This is a genomic window from Neobacillus sp. plas4 (assembly GCF_057221695.1).
The window spans coordinates 835423-851081 of record NZ_CM170152.1; the positions used below are offsets into that span (position 1 = coordinate 835423).

Below are 15659 nucleotides of genomic sequence, written 5' to 3' on the forward strand. Positions count from 1 at the left end.
CTAATACCTCCTATGTTCCAGTTATATACAATACCTGTTTTCGTACAAGATTTGTTTGAAATTCTAATTCGCTTAAAACAGAAAATAACCTTCTTCAACAAACCTTTTAGTGCAATAAAAAGGGATTGCCGCCAATCCCATAAAATTAGTCAGCCTCAACAAACACCAAATCAAAAAGGAGAAAAGAGCCTTCTCTCTTTTCCCTTTTTATCAACAGCCCCATACCACAGGTTAAAAGAATTGGATGAAGCGTCCTATATATCCATCTCCCACCACTTTTGTTCTTCTTGTTTCATCTGTTTCTCTGTTTGTTGAGGATAGGCGGTTCGGAATTTATGTTGGTCAGCTGGGATGATTTCTACCATTTTTGCAATTAGAACTTCCGGGTCATACTGGTTCTTTAACCCATCTTCCGCCTTTTTGATATCCTCTTTTTTTGTGAAGCATTTCCCTTCATCGTACCATTTCCATAACTCTTCTGCCGCCCGATCATTAAAGCCCGTCTTGAAGGCACCAGGGTTAATAGTAGCAACTTTTACTCCGAATCCTTGAAGTTCTAACTTTAGGGTATGCGCAATTGCTTCAATCGCATGCTTTGTAGCGGCATATGCACCGTTGTAAGGAGCTGCTAATATTCCAGAAATCGAACTCATAAAAACGATTTTCCCGCTTCCCTTTTCAACCATCTTCCGTGCAGCTATCTGTACTGTTTCCAAGGTTGCGAAAATATTTACCTCAAAAAGTGCCCGAAAACGGTCCATCGGCATTTCCCCGAGTGGCCCTCGTTCATTGATGGCAGCATTTGCAACAAATACGTCAAAATCATACTTCTCCATCTGTTCCAGGTCCAAAGGATTCGTAATGTCCACTTTAATCACTTCTATATTCAGTCCTAAGTCATTTGCTTCCCGCAGTAGGTCTGTCTTTTGAGAAGTCAGTTCTGTAGTTGCAATCACACTATGCCCATTTTTGGCAAGACCTATTGCTGCACCTCGGCCAAGCCCGGTGCCTGCACCAGTAATGAAAATTGTTTTGCCCATGTTAAATTCCTCCATTTGAAATTGCATGCCAATTTATTTTTCCCAATAGCAGTAAGGGCATACCAAACATTAGCAGCTATACCCATTCTTACAGGATCAATGATGTCGTGACTGCCTTGTTAGTGGGAACATAAAAAAGGGTGCAACGATACAGCTACACAAGAAGGAAATTCTACTAAATATTTAGTAGAATTGTAAGCTATAAATTTTTTGAGGATGATTAAATTGAGTAAAGTTATAAAGAGGAGGGGTCCCAATAAGTTATCAAAAAGCAGCGTAAAACCCCTAGCTTTAGATATGGGGATATTAGCTGTAATTTATAATTTTTTTATGATAAGAGTATGTGCTTGCACTATACATTCTATAAAACAACATGGTATAATGGAAATAAAAATAGAACATTTGTTCCTTTAGGGCGGGTGAACCTAATGTATAGTTCCTATAAAATACAAATACATCCGGATCATGAATTGTTCGATTACTTTGATTCTCTATGTTTTAAAGCGAAGAATTTGTACAACATTACCAATTACTATATTAGACAGGTCTACACCGCTTTTAAAAAAGGAACGAGAAATAAAAATCAACTTCAGGCTTTAACGGATCTTGAATTGCATTTACCTAAAATGAATGAGATTCGCCAGAAAAGCTATGAAAAAGAAAAGGCGAAACCTAAGAAAATAAACAAAAGCGGCAAAATAATTGATGTAAAGTTCAAACCATTTCAAAGGCCCCATCATGAAAAATCATTTATTGGATATGGCTTTGTTGAAGCCTTATTTAAAGTGATGAAACAAGTAGATTATACTTCTATGCCCTCCCAGTCCAATCAACAAACGATGAAAAAAGTATATGACGATTGGAAAAGTTTCTTCGAAGCCTCAAAGAAATATAAAATCAATCCTGCCTGCTTTACTGGAAAACCAAAGATTCCAAAATACAAAAAGAAAAATGGACGCACGACGTGTTATTTAACCAATCAAATTGCCAAAATTAAAGATGGAAATGTTCTTAAATTACCAGGAACCCATCTTCTATTAAACTTGGGAAAGGTGGCTTATTCCGAAGGGAAACTGCAACAGGTTCGAATTGTACCGTCCTATGGACACTATGTAGTGGAAGTTGTTTTTAAAAGTAAACAAGAAAAGGAAATCCAACGGTCTGAAAAACAAACTAATGAATTGGTATTTGAACCGAAACGGGTAATGGGTATTGATTTAGGTGTTGATAACCTGGCAACTATCGTCGATAATACGGGGCAAAAGCCTTTGCTTATCAAGGGCACATGGTTAAAATCAACGAATCAATACTATAACAAATTAAAGGCAAAGTACATGAGTATCATTCGAAATGGTAAAGGACCAAAAGAAGGGATATTTACCACTACTCGAATGATTTCGCTGGATCGAAAAAGAAATAACCGAGTCATGGATTTTTTGCATAAGGCTAGTGCTAAAGTGGTGGAAATTGCGCTAGAAAGAAACATCGATACCATCATTATTGGAAGGAATGTTGGCTGGAAATTGGAGGTGACTTTGCAAAAGGCAGATAAGCAAACGTTCATCCAAATTCCCTATACAACTTTCATTGAAATGATTCGATACAAAGCTGAGCGTAAAGGTATTCAAGTCATTGATAGGGAAGAAAGCTATACCTCCAAGTCAAGTTTCTTGAATAATGACCCGATCCCAACTTTCGGAGAAGAACACCAAACTACTTTTAGTGGGTATCGAAGCACAAGAGCCTTTTACAAAATTAAAGGATCAAAAGTGTTAATCCATGCAGATGTAAATGGTGCCTATAATATCGTGCGTAAACATGTAAAGAATGCGTTCGAAGGACTTGAAAGAAGACAAATCCTTCAATCTCCACAGAAAATCTTTATCATAAAAAATAGACATGCAAAGCTGAAGGCTTCGGCCTGATGTAGTAGCGGGACTTGTGGTAGCCCACGTATAGACAATGGTGCTTTTAAAGACTATTCTTTCGAAACCCCTAGCTTTAGCTATAGGGATACTCATAATGTTGAGAATTCAAAAGACTCAATAAATAAGTCAAGTTATGTAATGCTAGCTTTTATAGGTGCGGGAATAGGTGCTTTATTAGGATTAATTGCTTATGTGAAAGATTGGTTATGATCTAATCTAAGACCGCGAGTGCATTGAATAGGGGGGAAGAAAATATATGTATGAATATAAGTTTATTAAAATAGAGTTTAAAAAATTGTCTGGTAAACCTGAAGAAGACTATCAAGAAGTAATTAAAAAACATGCAAATGAGGGCTGGAGATTTGTACAAATTTTCTCACCAGACTTTGCAACTTCTGGAGTTGCAGTAGGGACATACTATGAATTAATCTTCGAAAGACCCATAAAACAATAAACAGATAGAACAATGTACATATGAATCAGATACAAAACTTGAAAAAAGGGGTAAAAAGTATTTCAAAAATTAAAGAAGAACAGCCTCCTAGGGATATTATGCCTTTTAGGGGTTTTTTATTTTTTCAAAAAAGGCAGAAAAAATAGTTCAGACGAAAGGGCATGAGGCAGCTTCGTGGAAGAAGGAATTTGTTCTTATTTCTAGAAATTATAGTTTAATGGCAAAATTATGAAATTAGATGAAGTGAGGGAGATAATTATGATGATAAAAGGTTTTGGTGGAATATTTTGGAGAACTAAAAATCTAGAGGCTACAAAAAAATGGTACAGTGAAGTGTTTAAGATGGAAATAGACAATTGGAATGGAACTATTATCAAGCCCCAATCAGAAAGTGAAACGATTTTTTCTTTCTTTACTGAAGAGGACAACTACTTCCCAACAGAGCAACAAGTGATGTTAAATTTCCAAGTTTATAATCTGGATGAGATGATTAATCATCTTGAACAAATTGGTGTCCCTCTTGTAAAGGAAAAAGAGAGTAGTGAATTTGGTAAGTTTGTTTGGATTGAAGATCCTGAAGGCAGACGAGTGGAGTTATGGGAAAAATAATTTGTCGTAATTATTCATACATAGTTAAACAGGTGCTTAAATACGGTCGCTGCGGCGGCTTTTTTGCTAGTTCTATTAAAGGGACAGGATTATGAAAGAAGATGGCTGAAAAGAAATATTACAAAATAAAATACTCTTATCGTGTAATATTTATCGTATTTTAAGATAGAAACAACGTATAAACCAATAAATAAATCTAAAGGAGTTATTGTAGTGGACCAACACAAATTCATAATAACTCAGTATATTCCTTCTTATGCTAAACAGACAGTGGAAATGTGGAGAGATAGTAAAGAACGAGCTATTGGTCAGAAAGAAATTCATAGTATTGAAAATCATATACATTTTTTAAATCATATATTACCTGAACAGTTTCAAATAGATTTAGCGTTAATTGATGACAAAGTAGTTGGCATGATTGCCTATAATGAAAGGGAGATAAGCCAACTTTATATTCATATTGATTATCAAGGAATCGGTATAGGTCAAACGTTACTTAACAAGGTAAAAGAACAATCAAGTGGGAGATTAACATTATATACATTTGAAGTAAATGAAAACGCACAACGATTTTATGGAAAGAATGGATTTAAAATCATTAGTAGAGGACACGAAAATGAAGAAAATTTACCTGATATTCAATATGAATGGAAATCCAAATAATAATGTAAACGGTATTAGACTTGAAGAACTGAATCAGACTAACTTCCTTTAACTTGAAAACAAGTAATAACTTTATTGTAAAATGAAACATATAGATTAAATGATTAAAGGGGAAAAATGGTGGAAATTAGAATTTTAGATTCATTAGAAGATGCAGAAAAGTATCGTAATATAAGGCTCGAATCTTTAAAAAATATTCCAGAAGCATTTGCTTCCAGTTATGAAGAAGAAAGAGTTTTTTCTATTGAAAAATATCAAAACGAGTTTCAATCAAACGACTCTTTTACTTACGGAGCTTTTGAGGAGGGAGAACTGGTTGGAATCATTACTTTATATGAAGAAAAGTTATATAAACTAAGACATAGGGCACATATTGGAGCAATGTATGTTTCTGATTCCATAAGAGGTTTCGGAATTGGGAAGGCTTTAATGGGAGAAGCAATAGAGAAAGCAAAAAATATAGAAGGGTTGGAACAAGTATATTTAGCGGTTGTTTCAACAAATGAATCAGCAAAAAAACTTTATTCCTCATTTGGATTTGAAGTTTTTGGTACAGAGAAAAAAGGTTTAAGACTGAAAAATAATATTTATTTTGATGTAGACTTTATGATTATGTATTTATAAGTGTTATTGAACTAATGCAACCTTACTGTAACAACGGTAATGCTTTTCTGTTACTGACACCCAAATGAGTGATATTTTTTTAAACAAACGGTTTCTTAAATACGGTCACTGCGGCGGCTTTTTTTTCTTGTACACAAACGGGGCGGATTGGTGAAAGACGGATTTCTTAATTCTTTATAGAATAACAGTTAATGGTAGTAAGTAACATGCAAATTCAAGGAGAAGTATTATGGAAATATCATTGATTAGACATGGAAAATCACAACTAACTGAAAATGATAAAATAAGTGGTTGGGAATTTAAGAAGTGGGTTGAAAAGTATGATTACAATGGAGTGATTGAAGAGTCAACCTATCCCTCTGCAACCCTTGAAAAAGTTGCAACTGCAAATATTATTATTACCAGTGATTTAAAAAGGGCTGTTGAGTCAGCAAGACTATTAGATCCAGTAACGAATATCATTTCTGACCCTTCATTCCGAGAAACTGAGTTACCTTCTTATACATCACAAATATTTAATTTAAAATTCAAGCCAAGTACCTGGGCGATTGTCTTAAGAATACTATGGTTTAGTGGATATTCAACCAATTGCGAGTCTTTGGATCAAGCAAAATTCAGGGCAAATAAGGCAGCACAACAGCTAATTGATTACGCGAATGAATACAAATCGGTGGTTTTAGTTGGACACGGTTTTTTTAATATGTTTATTGCTAAAGAATTACAAAAAAGGGGCTGGATAGGTCCAAGAAAAAGGGATTCAAAGCATTGGAATTGTATGTCATTTTCCTTGTTCAATTAACTCGGGCATTACTTAAATTTCCCACTGGATTGAAAGCAATTCCCAATAAGGAGAATTGCTTTTTTGGGTATTATTTTTCCAATATTCATTTCATTTCATTTTCTCTTCTTAAGATATTTATCTCCAATCATCCCAATATAAAAATACATACTCTGGTTCATGCTCTTTTTTCAACTCATCAATGCTTGCTATTGTATCTGGAGTTTTCTGTTTATTTGTAGGTAAAGTATTACTTGCGTCCTGTTTTAAACCCTTTTCATCCATGATATACACTCTCCTTTTTGCATAGTTTGTGTCCTGCCCCTCATCTTATACTTGCTTTTCAAGGAATGTAATCAGGTGAAATATTCAAAATCAAGAAAATTTGAGTGCTTCTTTTCTTAAATATAAGGGTTATTCCCTCCACTTACATCATTTGATCTTGGATACATCTATAAATTACATCAGGAACTTCTTGAAGTGAATCTACTGTTATAAAATCACTACGATGCTCAACGTTTACTTCAACCATGTTATATTTCCATTCGCTTTCTGCCGGGATGTATATGGCGTGGATATCCATTTCCAGTGCTGGAATAATATCCGTCCTTAATGAATTTCCAACCATCCATGTTACATTAGGGTCAGCCTTAATGGTTTTTAAAATATCGGATAAAGCTGTTGTATCTTTATGTTCCGAAATAAAAATGCGGTGTTCAAAAAATATAGTCAATTCTAACTGGGAAATTTTTCTGCGTTGATTAGCCTCATCTCCTCCTGTATGCAAATATAATTCATGTCCCTCTTTTTTTAAACGTTGTAAAGTTTCATTCATATAGGGAATAGGTTCAACAGGGATCTCGAATACCTTAAAACCCAACCTTCTTAAATATTGTATTTCATCTTCTTTCTTTTCCCTTCCAGTTAAGTCGCAAAAGTATTTATAAGTACCAACAAATGACTCGGGAAAACGCTCCGACTTTAGACCGTACTCACTAATCGCTGCAACATCAAGTTGAAGCTGTTTCTGTTTTATCTCTTCCTCGGTACTCGAGTCAAACCACGCCATCATTTGTTCAGCGAACTCGTCTATTACCAGGCTAAAATATCTATTACAGTATGATAATGTATCATCTAAGTTAAATAAGATGTTTTGTTTTAGCATTTTTAACTCCTTTTCAAATATATTACTTTAGCTATTGTTCCACTATGACTGAGTTAATATTACGAAAATAAGTAAGCAGTATGTTAGAGTTATTCAACTAATGAACAGGTTAATGAATAAGGCTCATTCAGCTAAAATGAGCTTCGGGATGGGTTTATAGAGAATTGGAGGTAATTACTGTTAAAATAGTAAATATATATTTAAATAAAATCATATAAAGCAAAGGAGAGAAAATTTGGTGTTAAAAGTAGGAGATGTCATTACGTTTGAACGGAAGTTTACAGTAAGGGATGTTGAATTATTTACAGAGATTTCAGGTGATAAAGGGATTCACCATATAACCCCAGATGAACAGGGAAGACTTGTCGTTCAAGGGTTATTAACAGCAACTCTGCCTACAAAAATAGGTGGAGATTACAATATACTGGCTCGTACGATGAATTTTGAGTTTATAAGACCTGTTTTTACAGGAGATACAATCAAATGTGAAGTTAAAGTTGAAGAATACGAGATTCAAGAAAATAAAAATAGAATAGCCATTACAACATCCTTTGTATGTAAAAATCAGGATGGAAAGGAAGTAGTAAAAGGGAGCTTTTCAGGGGTAATTCTCCAATGAGCAGAGGGCGTTTAAAACCCATTGTTGTTCTTTCATTATTGAACGAAAGAGTTTAGCGCTGCTGGACTGTTTCAATCAGCCCTTTTTCTGGCATTTAATCAAATATTGAGAGAGGTGTATATAGGATGTTTATTAAACAGGCATTTGACGAATTTTTAGGTTTGAAATACACAAGGCTTGATGAAGATCATTTGCAGATTAAATTGCCCGTTCAGGACCTATTCATTAATAGTGCAGGGGTCATACATGGTGGTATCATTTCTTCCTTGGCTGATGTAGCCGTCTCCAATTTGCTGCCAGCAAATGAAGACGGTATTCAACAAGCTGTAACCGTTGATCTAAATGTTTCTTTTTTGAAACCCGCTACTGGTACATACTTGCTGGCAAATGCCAAAATTGAAAAACAGGGCAAAACTTTAATTCACACGGAGTGTTCAATTTATAATGATAGACAAGAAATTGTAGCTAAATCTAAAGCAATCCTATTTCGCACAAACCTAAAATAAGCCTACAAGAGCCCCAAGGGGGTTCCGCTTTCGGGTGCTTACTTATTAAAAGAGACAAGAATTATCGGTTTGAAAATCAGGTTAAGCACCCGTTCTGATAAATAGAGGGAAAAGTTCCGCTTAATTGGTAAATTTTATTAAAAAGGGCTTAAATAGACGAAGAGATTCCGCCTATTGACTAGAAACATTCAAAAATGGGAAATTTTGCTTTCCATAATCGGAAAATCTCCCCTTATATCGCCCCGAACGAGCTCCATGCTCCATTTAACCGGAAAATCTCGCTTATTTTTCCTTTGCTGCTTACTCGATTAAGTATTGTTTCGTTAGTTTTTAATTATAGCAGGTGAGGAATCTACATTTTTAATCCAAATGCCCGCAAATTTCTGCTTATAATGCTTTATCCAGACACTACTTCTGGATGTATTATCTTGGTTTCGTAACCATGTCAAATAAAAGCCAACAGCCTGGGGATCTATATCTAACTCATTTTCTTTGGGGGATGTGATTTGATTCTGAGTGCCTGAACGTAGATCTATTTCATATAGAGAGGTAAACATTTTGGGTACTGGACCTTCTTTCCACGTTTTGTTTTCCTGTGAACGTGTGACGACTACTTTGGAAGGTGAAAGCCACTCCAAATCTAGGTCTACAAATCCTTTGGGAGTATATTCTACCTGCTTGGCAGCTGCTTCTATATCAGCAATTTTCATACTCTTATTCTCAACAAAAAAACGACCTTCTCCTGAAATATAAGCTAATTGGCTGGCTTGTGGAGCCCACTTAAACCAGTCGCTAAAACCTAACATCCTGCCAACATCTTTGAACACTTTTCCATCTGAAGATAGAACACATAACGGATTACTGTCCATCGCCCAAGACGGTGTAGGGGTGCCGAGAAAGCTGACCCACTTTCCATTATGACTCCATTTAAAATCACCTACATCAACAGCAAATAATTCATTTTCATCAATTGGGATCGAGTATAATAGCTTAGCCTTTTTCTCATTAAGCTTCATATCCTTAGGAATTCGGTACACATTAATAGGCGACCAGCCTGTGGGAAGACGGTTTGAGCTAAAGAAACAATAAGCTCTTTCCCATTTGGATACCACTCAAAGCCACTAACTCCTAACGAGACATTTTCAAATCCATAAGGCCTATCATCCTTCATCTTTGTAACATTCAATACCCATCCAGATAAATAGGCCAGCTCATTTGCAACAGGGGACCAAGTAAAAGATGAAGTTTCAATGCTAGTATATGGTTCATAGTTTTCCTTCCTCTTCGTATCATATATCCACAAGTTATACTTCTTACCATGCTCATCGCCGTCGAGGTAAGCAATAAATCTACCATCATGGGACCACTTCGGTGAATAGACATATTTATCTTTCGTAAGCTGAATTTCTTGTTCTCCCTCTTTCATCCATAACTGATGGTCGCGAACAAACGCAGCTTTCAATGGTACCTCTGCCTTCGTCACAGATAAGAATTGAGATAAGAAAAGGAACATAAGTAATAAAACTTTTATTGGCATGGCATTACCTCCTGCTAGTTAGATTTTCCTAACAAGTACAGGTTAATGCTTTGTTCTATGAAGTGATAGTTTGGGCGAAAAAGAAACGAAAACATACTTTGAAACGGCTTTTAGCAAAAAATAAACGCAGCACCTTTAGGGTAATACTCGAACAGTTAAAAGATTGTAACGTTAATGTTGATTTTAATTAGTTGCCATTAATTTTATCCTTACTTCTATGCAGGAAGTAGGGATTTTTTGTTGAATCATAAAATTAGAATATTATGGAACTTTTATGTGACTGGAGTGGTTAAAATGCCGTTTATGATGGTTAAAAAAGTATTTAAGATTGTTGGATTAAAAGGCAGTGGGGAGTTTGTTAACTTTGGTCATGAAGTACCCTTGCTGGCAAAGCAACTATTAAGTCGCTCAAACGAAATCCTACATACTACAGAGACCGAAATTGCATTATATGAGCCTAAAAAGTATGAGCAGCATAGGATAGGTCATTATTATGTAGGGCTAATTGTGAGTGAGAAATTAAATGAAGTACCAACAGGAATGGATTATATAGAAACAAATAAAAGTTATATTACTACAAGAGGGAATATGTCTAACTTGGGAGAACTTCATTTGAATTTATTGAATTGGGCAGAAGAAAAAGGTTATCAAAGAGATCTCGATTCTTATATTATCGAGACATATCACCCTAAAGGGGAAGGAGATGAAGAAGTACAGATTTATTTACCAATTCAAGCGTAAAGATTTTGAAAGGAGACAAAAAATGGGTGAGAAATTATTAAGGATCGGAACAACATATATACCAGTAACGAATGTAGACCTTTCTTCTGATTGGTATGTTAATAAAATAGGAGCAGAGTTAAGCTACAAGGATCAAGACAAAGCTATTTTAAACTTTGCCAATCAAAGCATTTTTCTTGTGAAGTCAAATGAAAATCAAAGCGCCAATTTCTTTGATATTTACGGTAATGAGCGTTTTTCGTTAACATTCGAAGTGAATGGATTAAATGCATTAGAAGCAATACACAAAGACTTTAAGCAAAGTGAAATTAGAGTTGGAGAGATTGAAGACAGAGGGCACGCTGGAAGAAACTTTGTTTTTTATGATTTAGATGGTAATAAATTTGATGTATGGAGTGAACTAAGTCCAATCTTCAAGGAAAATACCTTATTTCCTAATAGATAGTTAGTTAATTGAGGCGATGTTTTAATATCCATCGCCCGTGAAAACATATCCTTGAACTACAACTACCTTATAAAAGAGTAATCAAAGGGGTTGCCTGTGGCGGCTCCTTAATTAATGAGCTAAGTTCTCTTAGTAGATACACATCACCATTCATCCCAATATAAAAAGACATACTCTGGTTCATGCTCTTTTTTCAACTCATCAATGCTTGCTATTATTTCTGGCGTTTCCTTTTTATCAGTGGGTAAACTATTACTAGTGTTCTGTTTTAAACCCTTTTCATCCATGAAATACACTCTCCTTTTTAGCCTAGTTTGTGTCCTGCTTCTCTTCTTATTCTTGAGATTCTTGTTTGTATAAGGAAAAATAATGGCAGGTTTGGGTATGAAGGAAAAAGTAGTGGTTTTGTATATTTTTCTAAATAAATCGAAGAATACAGAGATGATAGAAAACACTGGAGGAATTGACAATGAAAGAGAGCAATCGAAATCAGAACGAACCTGAAAATAAAATGAAAAGATTTAAAAACATTAATCAGTCAGCTTTAAACTACGTGCAGCCAGCAATTGAAAATGCGGCAGAGCCGTCTCGGGATGCAACTCAAAACTTAGTTAACAATACAATCAACAGTAAACACCTATAAAGGTGAAAATTACGAAAGTTTGAACTAGAAATAGGATTCCAGTTTTGAAGAAACAATGAAAGCAACCTTACCTCAGGTTGCTTTCTCCAAGTTAGTCCCGATTTTCTGTTCCTTTTGATTCAGGGACAGGTTTGTCAATGGATTCAACAAATTTATCCTTGATAACAGGTATGTGTTGTTCGTCAGTTCGTGTATCCCATATACTATATTGTATTGTATTGGGCGGGTCTGTGTTTTCATTAGCCATTATCCATCCACCTCGACTTAATAACGTTTAATCTGTACAAAATATAGAATGCTTCAAAAAAATTTTTTAATTCTTTTCTCCTTTTTTAAAGACTTGTATGGCACGGATCCTTTATCCTGCGGTCATACAGTTCCAGATAAATGAATCAGTAATTGAAAGACACTGGAACCCAATTTATTTTGATAATATTTAATGAATTGGTAAAAATAGTGATAGAAATGGAGGGATTGAAAATGTTTGTGAAAAAGTGGTTAACAGGATTGGTTGTTTTGCTTGCAATGATAGTGGTTGTGACAACTACGGGCTCACTCGGCGTGTTTGCTGAAACACGTGTTGCAACACAACCTATGGAGACGGTTAAAGCGATTGAGGTCGTGATGAACGATAATTCCTTTAAACCAAATGTCATCACTATACCCAATGGCAGAACGACAACGTTGGTATTGAAAAACACAGATACAAAAGAACATACCTTCACAGTAAAAGAGCTTAGAATTGATACCGAAGTCCAGCCTGGAAAAGAAAAAACGATTACTGTGATATCGAAAAATCCTGGTACATATGAACTGATATGTAGGTATCATGTCAACGAAGGTATGGTTGGAAAGGTAATAGTCAAATAAGAAGCAGGGCCAATCGGGCCTTGCTTTTTAATAGGTACCGGTGACTTTTTTATTATTAAACCCTAAAGGGGTTGAAATAATTTAACTTGGATTTCAGTTAATTCTCCACTATCTGAATAGCTGCAGTCGTACACTTTTGGTTCACTCGTAAAATCTATAACATCCTCAATAAAAAATGGGATATTCTCCACCACACCCTTTGAGGATAAAATCCAATCGATTTTCTTCCATTCAAGGATTCCTTCATCAGATGGAAGAATATTGCCTTCGAAGTCATTACTGGCAAATACATAAATGCATTCAATCCCGTTCAATGCGATCATGCCTTTAAAAATTTGGTTTTTTAATTGTAACCCCGTTTCCTCCAATACTTCTCGTTTGCAATTTTCAACAGGTGTTTCTTCGTGCTCAATCTTACCGCCGACACCATTCCATTTTCCTTTATTCGGTTCTTTTGCACGCAATAACATTAAACTTCATCATCTTTTTTCAAAAAACAAAGAGTATATTTCAAGAATTCTGCACCTCAGTATAAATAATGTCGATAGAAATAGATTAATCTTTTTCCTGGGTGTGTTCAATGGTATTTCTAAGTTACTTTTATTGACGATTTTTGACATGAAAGATATATTATATTAAGGTAAAGTAATAAAGTAATAGATTAAGAAGAATGAAGAAACATACATAAAAGAATTGGAGGAACTACAACATGAAATTTTTCATTGATACTGCAAACCTTGAGGAAATCAAAAAAGCCTATAAAATTGGTGTATTATCTGGTGTAACAACGAACCCTTCATTAGTAGCTAAAGAAGGCGTAAAATTCGAAGATCGAATTGAAGAAATCTTAAATGCCGTTCCAGAAGTGGAATCCGTTTCTGCTGAGGTAACTCCTCATGCTGTAACAGCTGAGCAAATGATTGCGGAAGCAGATGAGCTCATTAAAATTAACGGCGGAGATAAGAATATTACAATCAAACTTCCAATGACTCTTGATGGACTAGAAGCTTGCCGCTACCTAACCAAAAAAGGTGTTAAAACCAATGTTACCCTTATTTTTAGTGTAAACCAAGCACTATTGGCTGCACGTGCAGGTGCAACTTATGTTTCACCATTCTTAGGCCGTTTGGATGATATTAACGAAGATGGTGTAGAACTGGTAGCAAAAATTGCTAAGATGTTCCAAGTTCAAAACTTAGATTCACAAATCATTGCAGCATCTGTTCGTCACCCTGATCACGTAACACGTGTAGCGATGGCTGGAGCACATATTGCAACGATTCCATTCAAGGTGATTGAGCAATTATCAAAACATCCTTTAACAGACCAAGGAATTGAAAAATTCGCGGCTGACTGGAACGCTTAAAACCATCCATAAAAGATAAAGAGATATGATCTGAAAAAAACATAGTATAAACAACCTGTAGACGACTCCGGTATTTACCCGAGTCGTTTTTTTAGTGATGAAGGAGTCAGCGAAGCAAGACAACGTTATATTGAAATGAATTTGGAAATTCCTTAAGAGTGGAATAATTGAGAGTAGATTGACTAAAACCGACAGAATACGTTGCCCCTCATTATAGATTATTTATGACTAATTTATAAGGTTAGTCAGGGAACTCCTGCGGCCTTCAGAAGGAGATGAAATACATGAATCTTGAAGTCCTAGTCGAAGAAACGAGAGCCGGATTAGTTGAAAATATACACACGGGAGTCATATGTGGGGTAAATGAACAATTGCAAACGGTGTACCATGTAGGAGATGTAAATCACTACACATATTTTCGGTCCGCAGCAAAACCAATACAAGCGATACCTGTTTTTTTATCAAACATAATAGAAAAATATAATCTTACTAATGAAGAAGCCGCTTTGTTCACAGCTTCTCATAGAGGAGAAACTTATCATATCGCTGCTCTAGAATCAATGTTAAAGAAATTACCAGTCAAGGAAGAAGAATTGTTCTGCCCCCCTTCCTATCCCTTAAATGTAGGACCTAGAGAGGAACTATTAAGGAAAAATGTAGAGAAAAGAAGACTTTACCACAATTGCTCTGGAAAGCATATGGGATTCATTACTGTTTGTAGAGAATTAGGGTACCCTGTGGAAGGGTACTGGGAAGAGAGTCATCCGCTTCAGCAGCAATTGTTGAATATCCTATCAACCTTATCCGAAGTACCGGTTTCCAAGATTACAGTAGGGCTAGATGGGTGCGGTGTACCAGTATTTGCAATTCCGTTACAGAATATGGCGATTACATACTTAAAGTTGGCCTGTCCTGATTTAATTAATGACTCTTCACTACAACATGCAGTTAGTAAAATGACAGGCATTATGAACGAACACCCACTTATGGTTGCGTCAGAACGTTTTATTTGTTCAATCCTGCTACAGGATACAAATATCGTAGCAAAAGGCGGAGCTCAAGGTGTGTATTGCTTCGGACTAAAAAATGAGAAACTTGGTTTTGCCTTAAAAGTATTAAATGGTTCAGAGGATGTCTGGCCAAACATCGTTGCCTCCATTCTAGAGCAAATTGATTATAGTAATAAAGAAACAATTAGAAGGTTGAGGGAGTTAAAGCCGTCTATTGTAAGGAATGATTCTGGGGTTGTGGTGGGAACAGTTAATGAGACGTTTTTACTAATAAAATCTCTCGAGTGTGCAAGAATATAAATAAAATTTTTGTTGATAGAAGTCTGTGTGGAAAATTTCTTATGGTGCTCAAAGCAATCGAACACGGTGCCAGCCGCATTGAGTTTTGCGACAACTTACCTGTTGGAGGGTATAAAGAACATATGCTAGATTAAGTAAACTCTTGTAGAAAGACCCTGATTTCACAAAGAATTATTTTGTGAAATCAGGGTCTATTTATGCATATGCAGCCTATCGTCATTTGGAAAACTTATTGAAGTTAATAAACGAGGTTGAACAATTTCGCCTGGTTGCACCAGTCCTTTTATTTTGCTTTTTAGTATTAAATAAGGAATTAGAAGGATGTTATTTAAGAAATGTCTCAAATTCGAGATATTTTACT

22 protein-coding genes are annotated in these 15659 nt (G+C 35.5%); 14 read left to right on the top strand and 8 right to left on the bottom strand.

The genetic code is table 11. The features are described from left to right. Positions 1-254: 254 nt before the first annotated feature. Complete coding sequence (locus tag AC2TFD_RS04120; RefSeq protein WP_484675031.1) at positions 255-1040, bottom strand: SDR family oxidoreductase; 786 nt, start codon at positions 1038-1040, stop codon at positions 255-257. Between the two features lie 428 nt (positions 1041-1468). Here AC2TFD_RS04120 and AC2TFD_RS04125 point away from each other — a divergent pair, with 428 nt between their 5' ends. The 6 genes from AC2TFD_RS04125 to AC2TFD_RS04150 all read left to right on the top strand — a co-directional run bounded on the left by AC2TFD_RS04125 (position 1469) and on the right by AC2TFD_RS04150 (position 6117). Then, a complete protein-coding gene (locus AC2TFD_RS04125) occupies positions 1469-2965 on the top strand; it encodes an RNA-guided endonuclease InsQ/TnpB family protein (protein ID WP_484675032.1) in 1497 nt (498 codons plus the stop codon). A 259-nt stretch (positions 2966-3224) separates the two neighbouring features. After that, the gene (locus tag AC2TFD_RS04130) at positions 3225-3422 is read left to right on the top strand and encodes a DUF4177 domain-containing protein (protein ID WP_335568185.1); all 198 of its coding nucleotides are present in this window, start codon (positions 3225-3227) and stop codon (positions 3420-3422) included. Positions 3423-3683: 261 nt separating this feature from the next. Further along, positions 3684-4031, top strand: coding sequence for a VOC family protein (locus tag AC2TFD_RS04135; protein ID WP_335517656.1), 348 nt, complete (start codon positions 3684-3686; stop codon positions 4029-4031). Between the two features lie 213 nt (positions 4032-4244). Next, positions 4245-4694 carry a GNAT family N-acetyltransferase gene (locus AC2TFD_RS04140; RefSeq protein WP_335568186.1) on the top strand — a complete coding sequence of 150 codons (450 nt, stop codon included), beginning with the start codon at positions 4245-4247 and terminating at the stop codon, positions 4692-4694. Positions 4695-4811: 117 nt separating this feature from the next. Next, complete coding sequence (locus AC2TFD_RS04145; RefSeq protein WP_335517650.1) at positions 4812-5318, top strand: GNAT family N-acetyltransferase; 507 nt, start codon at positions 4812-4814, stop codon at positions 5316-5318. 229 nt (positions 5319-5547) lie between these two features. Further along, entirely contained in the window at positions 5548-6117 is a 570-nt protein-coding gene (locus tag AC2TFD_RS04150; RefSeq protein ID WP_484675033.1) for a histidine phosphatase family protein, read from the top strand. Positions 6118-6234: 117 nt separating this feature from the next. Here AC2TFD_RS04150 and AC2TFD_RS04155 read toward each other — a convergent pair whose 3' ends face one another. Further along, positions 6235-6381 (bottom strand): hypothetical protein, encoded by a 147-nt coding sequence (locus tag AC2TFD_RS04155; protein WP_335517644.1) that lies wholly within the window; start codon positions 6379-6381, stop codon positions 6235-6237. A 142-nt stretch (positions 6382-6523) separates the two neighbouring features. Continuing rightward, complete coding sequence (locus tag AC2TFD_RS04160) at positions 6524-7261, bottom strand: HAD family hydrolase (protein WP_484675034.1); 738 nt, start codon at positions 7259-7261, stop codon at positions 6524-6526. Between the two features lie 235 nt (positions 7262-7496). Here AC2TFD_RS04160 and AC2TFD_RS04165 point away from each other — a divergent pair, with 235 nt between their 5' ends. Then, entirely contained in the window at positions 7497-7880 is a 384-nt protein-coding gene (locus tag AC2TFD_RS04165; protein WP_484675035.1) for an FAS1-like dehydratase domain-containing protein, read from the top strand. A 125-nt stretch (positions 7881-8005) separates the two neighbouring features. Next, on the top strand, positions 8006-8386 hold the full coding sequence (locus AC2TFD_RS04170) for a PaaI family thioesterase (RefSeq protein ID WP_335568190.1): 381 nt from the start codon (positions 8006-8008) through the stop codon (positions 8384-8386). A gap of 323 nt (positions 8387-8709) precedes the next feature. On the opposite strand, the gene AC2TFD_RS04175 is transcribed toward AC2TFD_RS04170, so the two are convergent. Further along, positions 8710-9423 (bottom strand): hypothetical protein, encoded by a 714-nt coding sequence (locus tag AC2TFD_RS04175; RefSeq protein ID WP_484675036.1) that lies wholly within the window; start codon positions 9421-9423, stop codon positions 8710-8712. Beyond that, the gene (locus tag AC2TFD_RS04180; RefSeq protein WP_484675037.1) at positions 9399-9923 is read right to left on the bottom strand and encodes a hypothetical protein; all 525 of its coding nucleotides are present in this window, start codon (positions 9921-9923) and stop codon (positions 9399-9401) included. Before AC2TFD_RS04180 ends, AC2TFD_RS04175 begins: the two co-directional genes overlap by 25 nt. 294 nt (positions 9924-10217) lie before the next feature. Between AC2TFD_RS04180 and AC2TFD_RS04185 the strand changes: the two genes are divergently transcribed. Beyond that, a complete protein-coding gene (locus AC2TFD_RS04185) occupies positions 10218-10664 on the top strand; it encodes a GyrI-like domain-containing protein (RefSeq protein WP_484675038.1) in 447 nt (148 codons plus the stop codon). Positions 10665-10686: 22 nt separating this feature from the next. Next, the gene (locus AC2TFD_RS04190; RefSeq protein WP_484676265.1) at positions 10687-11109 is read left to right on the top strand and encodes a VOC family protein; all 423 of its coding nucleotides are present in this window, start codon (positions 10687-10689) and stop codon (positions 11107-11109) included. 143 nt (positions 11110-11252) lie between these two features. Here AC2TFD_RS04190 and AC2TFD_RS04195 read toward each other — a convergent pair whose 3' ends face one another. Then, positions 11253-11396, bottom strand: coding sequence for a hypothetical protein (locus AC2TFD_RS04195; protein ID WP_484675039.1), 144 nt, complete (start codon positions 11394-11396; stop codon positions 11253-11255). 182 nt (positions 11397-11578) lie between these two features. Here AC2TFD_RS04195 and AC2TFD_RS04200 point away from each other — a divergent pair, with 182 nt between their 5' ends. Beyond that, on the top strand, positions 11579-11752 hold the full coding sequence (locus AC2TFD_RS04200; protein WP_335517624.1) for a hypothetical protein: 174 nt from the start codon (positions 11579-11581) through the stop codon (positions 11750-11752). 91 nt (positions 11753-11843) lie between these two features. Here AC2TFD_RS04200 and AC2TFD_RS04205 read toward each other — a convergent pair whose 3' ends face one another. Beyond that, positions 11844-11999: a hypothetical protein gene (locus tag AC2TFD_RS04205; protein WP_484675040.1), complete on the bottom strand. Its 156-nt coding sequence runs from the start codon at positions 11997-11999 to the stop codon at positions 11844-11846. Positions 12000-12232: 233 nt separating this feature from the next. On the opposite strand from AC2TFD_RS04205, the gene AC2TFD_RS04210 reads away from it, so the two are divergent. Continuing rightward, entirely contained in the window at positions 12233-12622 is a 390-nt protein-coding gene (locus tag AC2TFD_RS04210; RefSeq protein WP_484675041.1) for a cupredoxin domain-containing protein, read from the top strand. A 62-nt stretch (positions 12623-12684) separates the two neighbouring features. Here the strand turns inward: AC2TFD_RS04210 and AC2TFD_RS04215 are convergent, their stop codons facing one another. Further along, positions 12685-13086, bottom strand: a complete 402-nt coding sequence (locus AC2TFD_RS04215; protein WP_484675042.1) for an NUDIX hydrolase — start codon at positions 13084-13086, stop codon at positions 12685-12687. A 245-nt stretch (positions 13087-13331) separates the two neighbouring features. On the opposite strand from AC2TFD_RS04215, the gene fsa reads away from it, so the two are divergent. Both fsa and AC2TFD_RS04225 read left to right on the top strand, forming a co-directional pair. After that, entirely contained in the window at positions 13332-13988 is a 657-nt protein-coding gene (gene fsa / locus AC2TFD_RS04220; RefSeq protein WP_335568196.1) for a fructose-6-phosphate aldolase, read from the top strand. Positions 13989-14272: 284 nt separating this feature from the next. Further along, the gene (locus tag AC2TFD_RS04225; RefSeq protein ID WP_335568197.1) at positions 14273-15298 is read left to right on the top strand and encodes an asparaginase; all 1026 of its coding nucleotides are present in this window, start codon (positions 14273-14275) and stop codon (positions 15296-15298) included. The last annotated feature ends 361 nt before the right edge of the window (positions 15299-15659 follow it).

Bases quoted from the DNA above. Each gene is read 5' to 3' on its own strand.
- AC2TFD_RS04120 (WP_484675031.1), bottom strand. From the start codon at position 1,040: ATGGGCAAAACAATTTTCATTACTGGTGCAGGCACCGGGCTTGGCCGA.
- AC2TFD_RS04125 (WP_484675032.1), top strand. From the start codon at position 1,469: ATGTATAGTTCCTATAAAATACAAATACATCCGGATCATGAATTGTTC.
- AC2TFD_RS04130 (WP_335568185.1), top strand. From the start codon at position 3,225: ATGTATGAATATAAGTTTATTAAAATAGAGTTTAAAAAATTGTCTGGT.
- AC2TFD_RS04135 (WP_335517656.1), top strand. From the start codon at position 3,684: ATGATAAAAGGTTTTGGTGGAATATTTTGGAGAACTAAAAATCTAGAG.
- AC2TFD_RS04145 (WP_335517650.1), top strand. From the start codon at position 4,812: ATGGTGGAAATTAGAATTTTAGATTCATTAGAAGATGCAGAAAAGTAT.
- AC2TFD_RS04150 (WP_484675033.1), top strand. From the start codon at position 5,548: ATGGAAATATCATTGATTAGACATGGAAAATCACAACTAACTGAAAAT.
- AC2TFD_RS04155 (WP_335517644.1), bottom strand. From the start codon at position 6,381: ATGGATGAAAAGGGTTTAAAACAGGACGCAAGTAATACTTTACCTACA.
- AC2TFD_RS04160 (WP_484675034.1), bottom strand. From the start codon at position 7,261: ATGCTAAAACAAAACATCTTATTTAACTTAGATGATACATTATCATAC.
- AC2TFD_RS04170 (WP_335568190.1), top strand. From the start codon at position 8,006: ATGTTTATTAAACAGGCATTTGACGAATTTTTAGGTTTGAAATACACA.
- AC2TFD_RS04180 (WP_484675037.1), bottom strand. From the start codon at position 9,923: ATGCCAATAAAAGTTTTATTACTTATGTTCCTTTTCTTATCTCAATTC.
- AC2TFD_RS04185 (WP_484675038.1), top strand. From the start codon at position 10,218: ATGCCGTTTATGATGGTTAAAAAAGTATTTAAGATTGTTGGATTAAAA.
- AC2TFD_RS04190 (WP_484676265.1), top strand. From the start codon at position 10,687: ATGGGTGAGAAATTATTAAGGATCGGAACAACATATATACCAGTAACG.
- AC2TFD_RS04195 (WP_484675039.1), bottom strand. From the start codon at position 11,396: ATGGATGAAAAGGGTTTAAAACAGAACACTAGTAATAGTTTACCCACT.
- AC2TFD_RS04200 (WP_335517624.1), top strand. From the start codon at position 11,579: ATGAAAGAGAGCAATCGAAATCAGAACGAACCTGAAAATAAAATGAAA.
- AC2TFD_RS04205 (WP_484675040.1), bottom strand. From the start codon at position 11,999: ATGGCTAATGAAAACACAGACCCGCCCAATACAATACAATATAGTATA.
- AC2TFD_RS04210 (WP_484675041.1), top strand. From the start codon at position 12,233: ATGTTTGTGAAAAAGTGGTTAACAGGATTGGTTGTTTTGCTTGCAATG.
- fsa (WP_335568196.1), top strand. From the start codon at position 13,332: ATGAAATTTTTCATTGATACTGCAAACCTTGAGGAAATCAAAAAAGCC.
- AC2TFD_RS04225 (WP_335568197.1), top strand. From the start codon at position 14,273: ATGAATCTTGAAGTCCTAGTCGAAGAAACGAGAGCCGGATTAGTTGAA.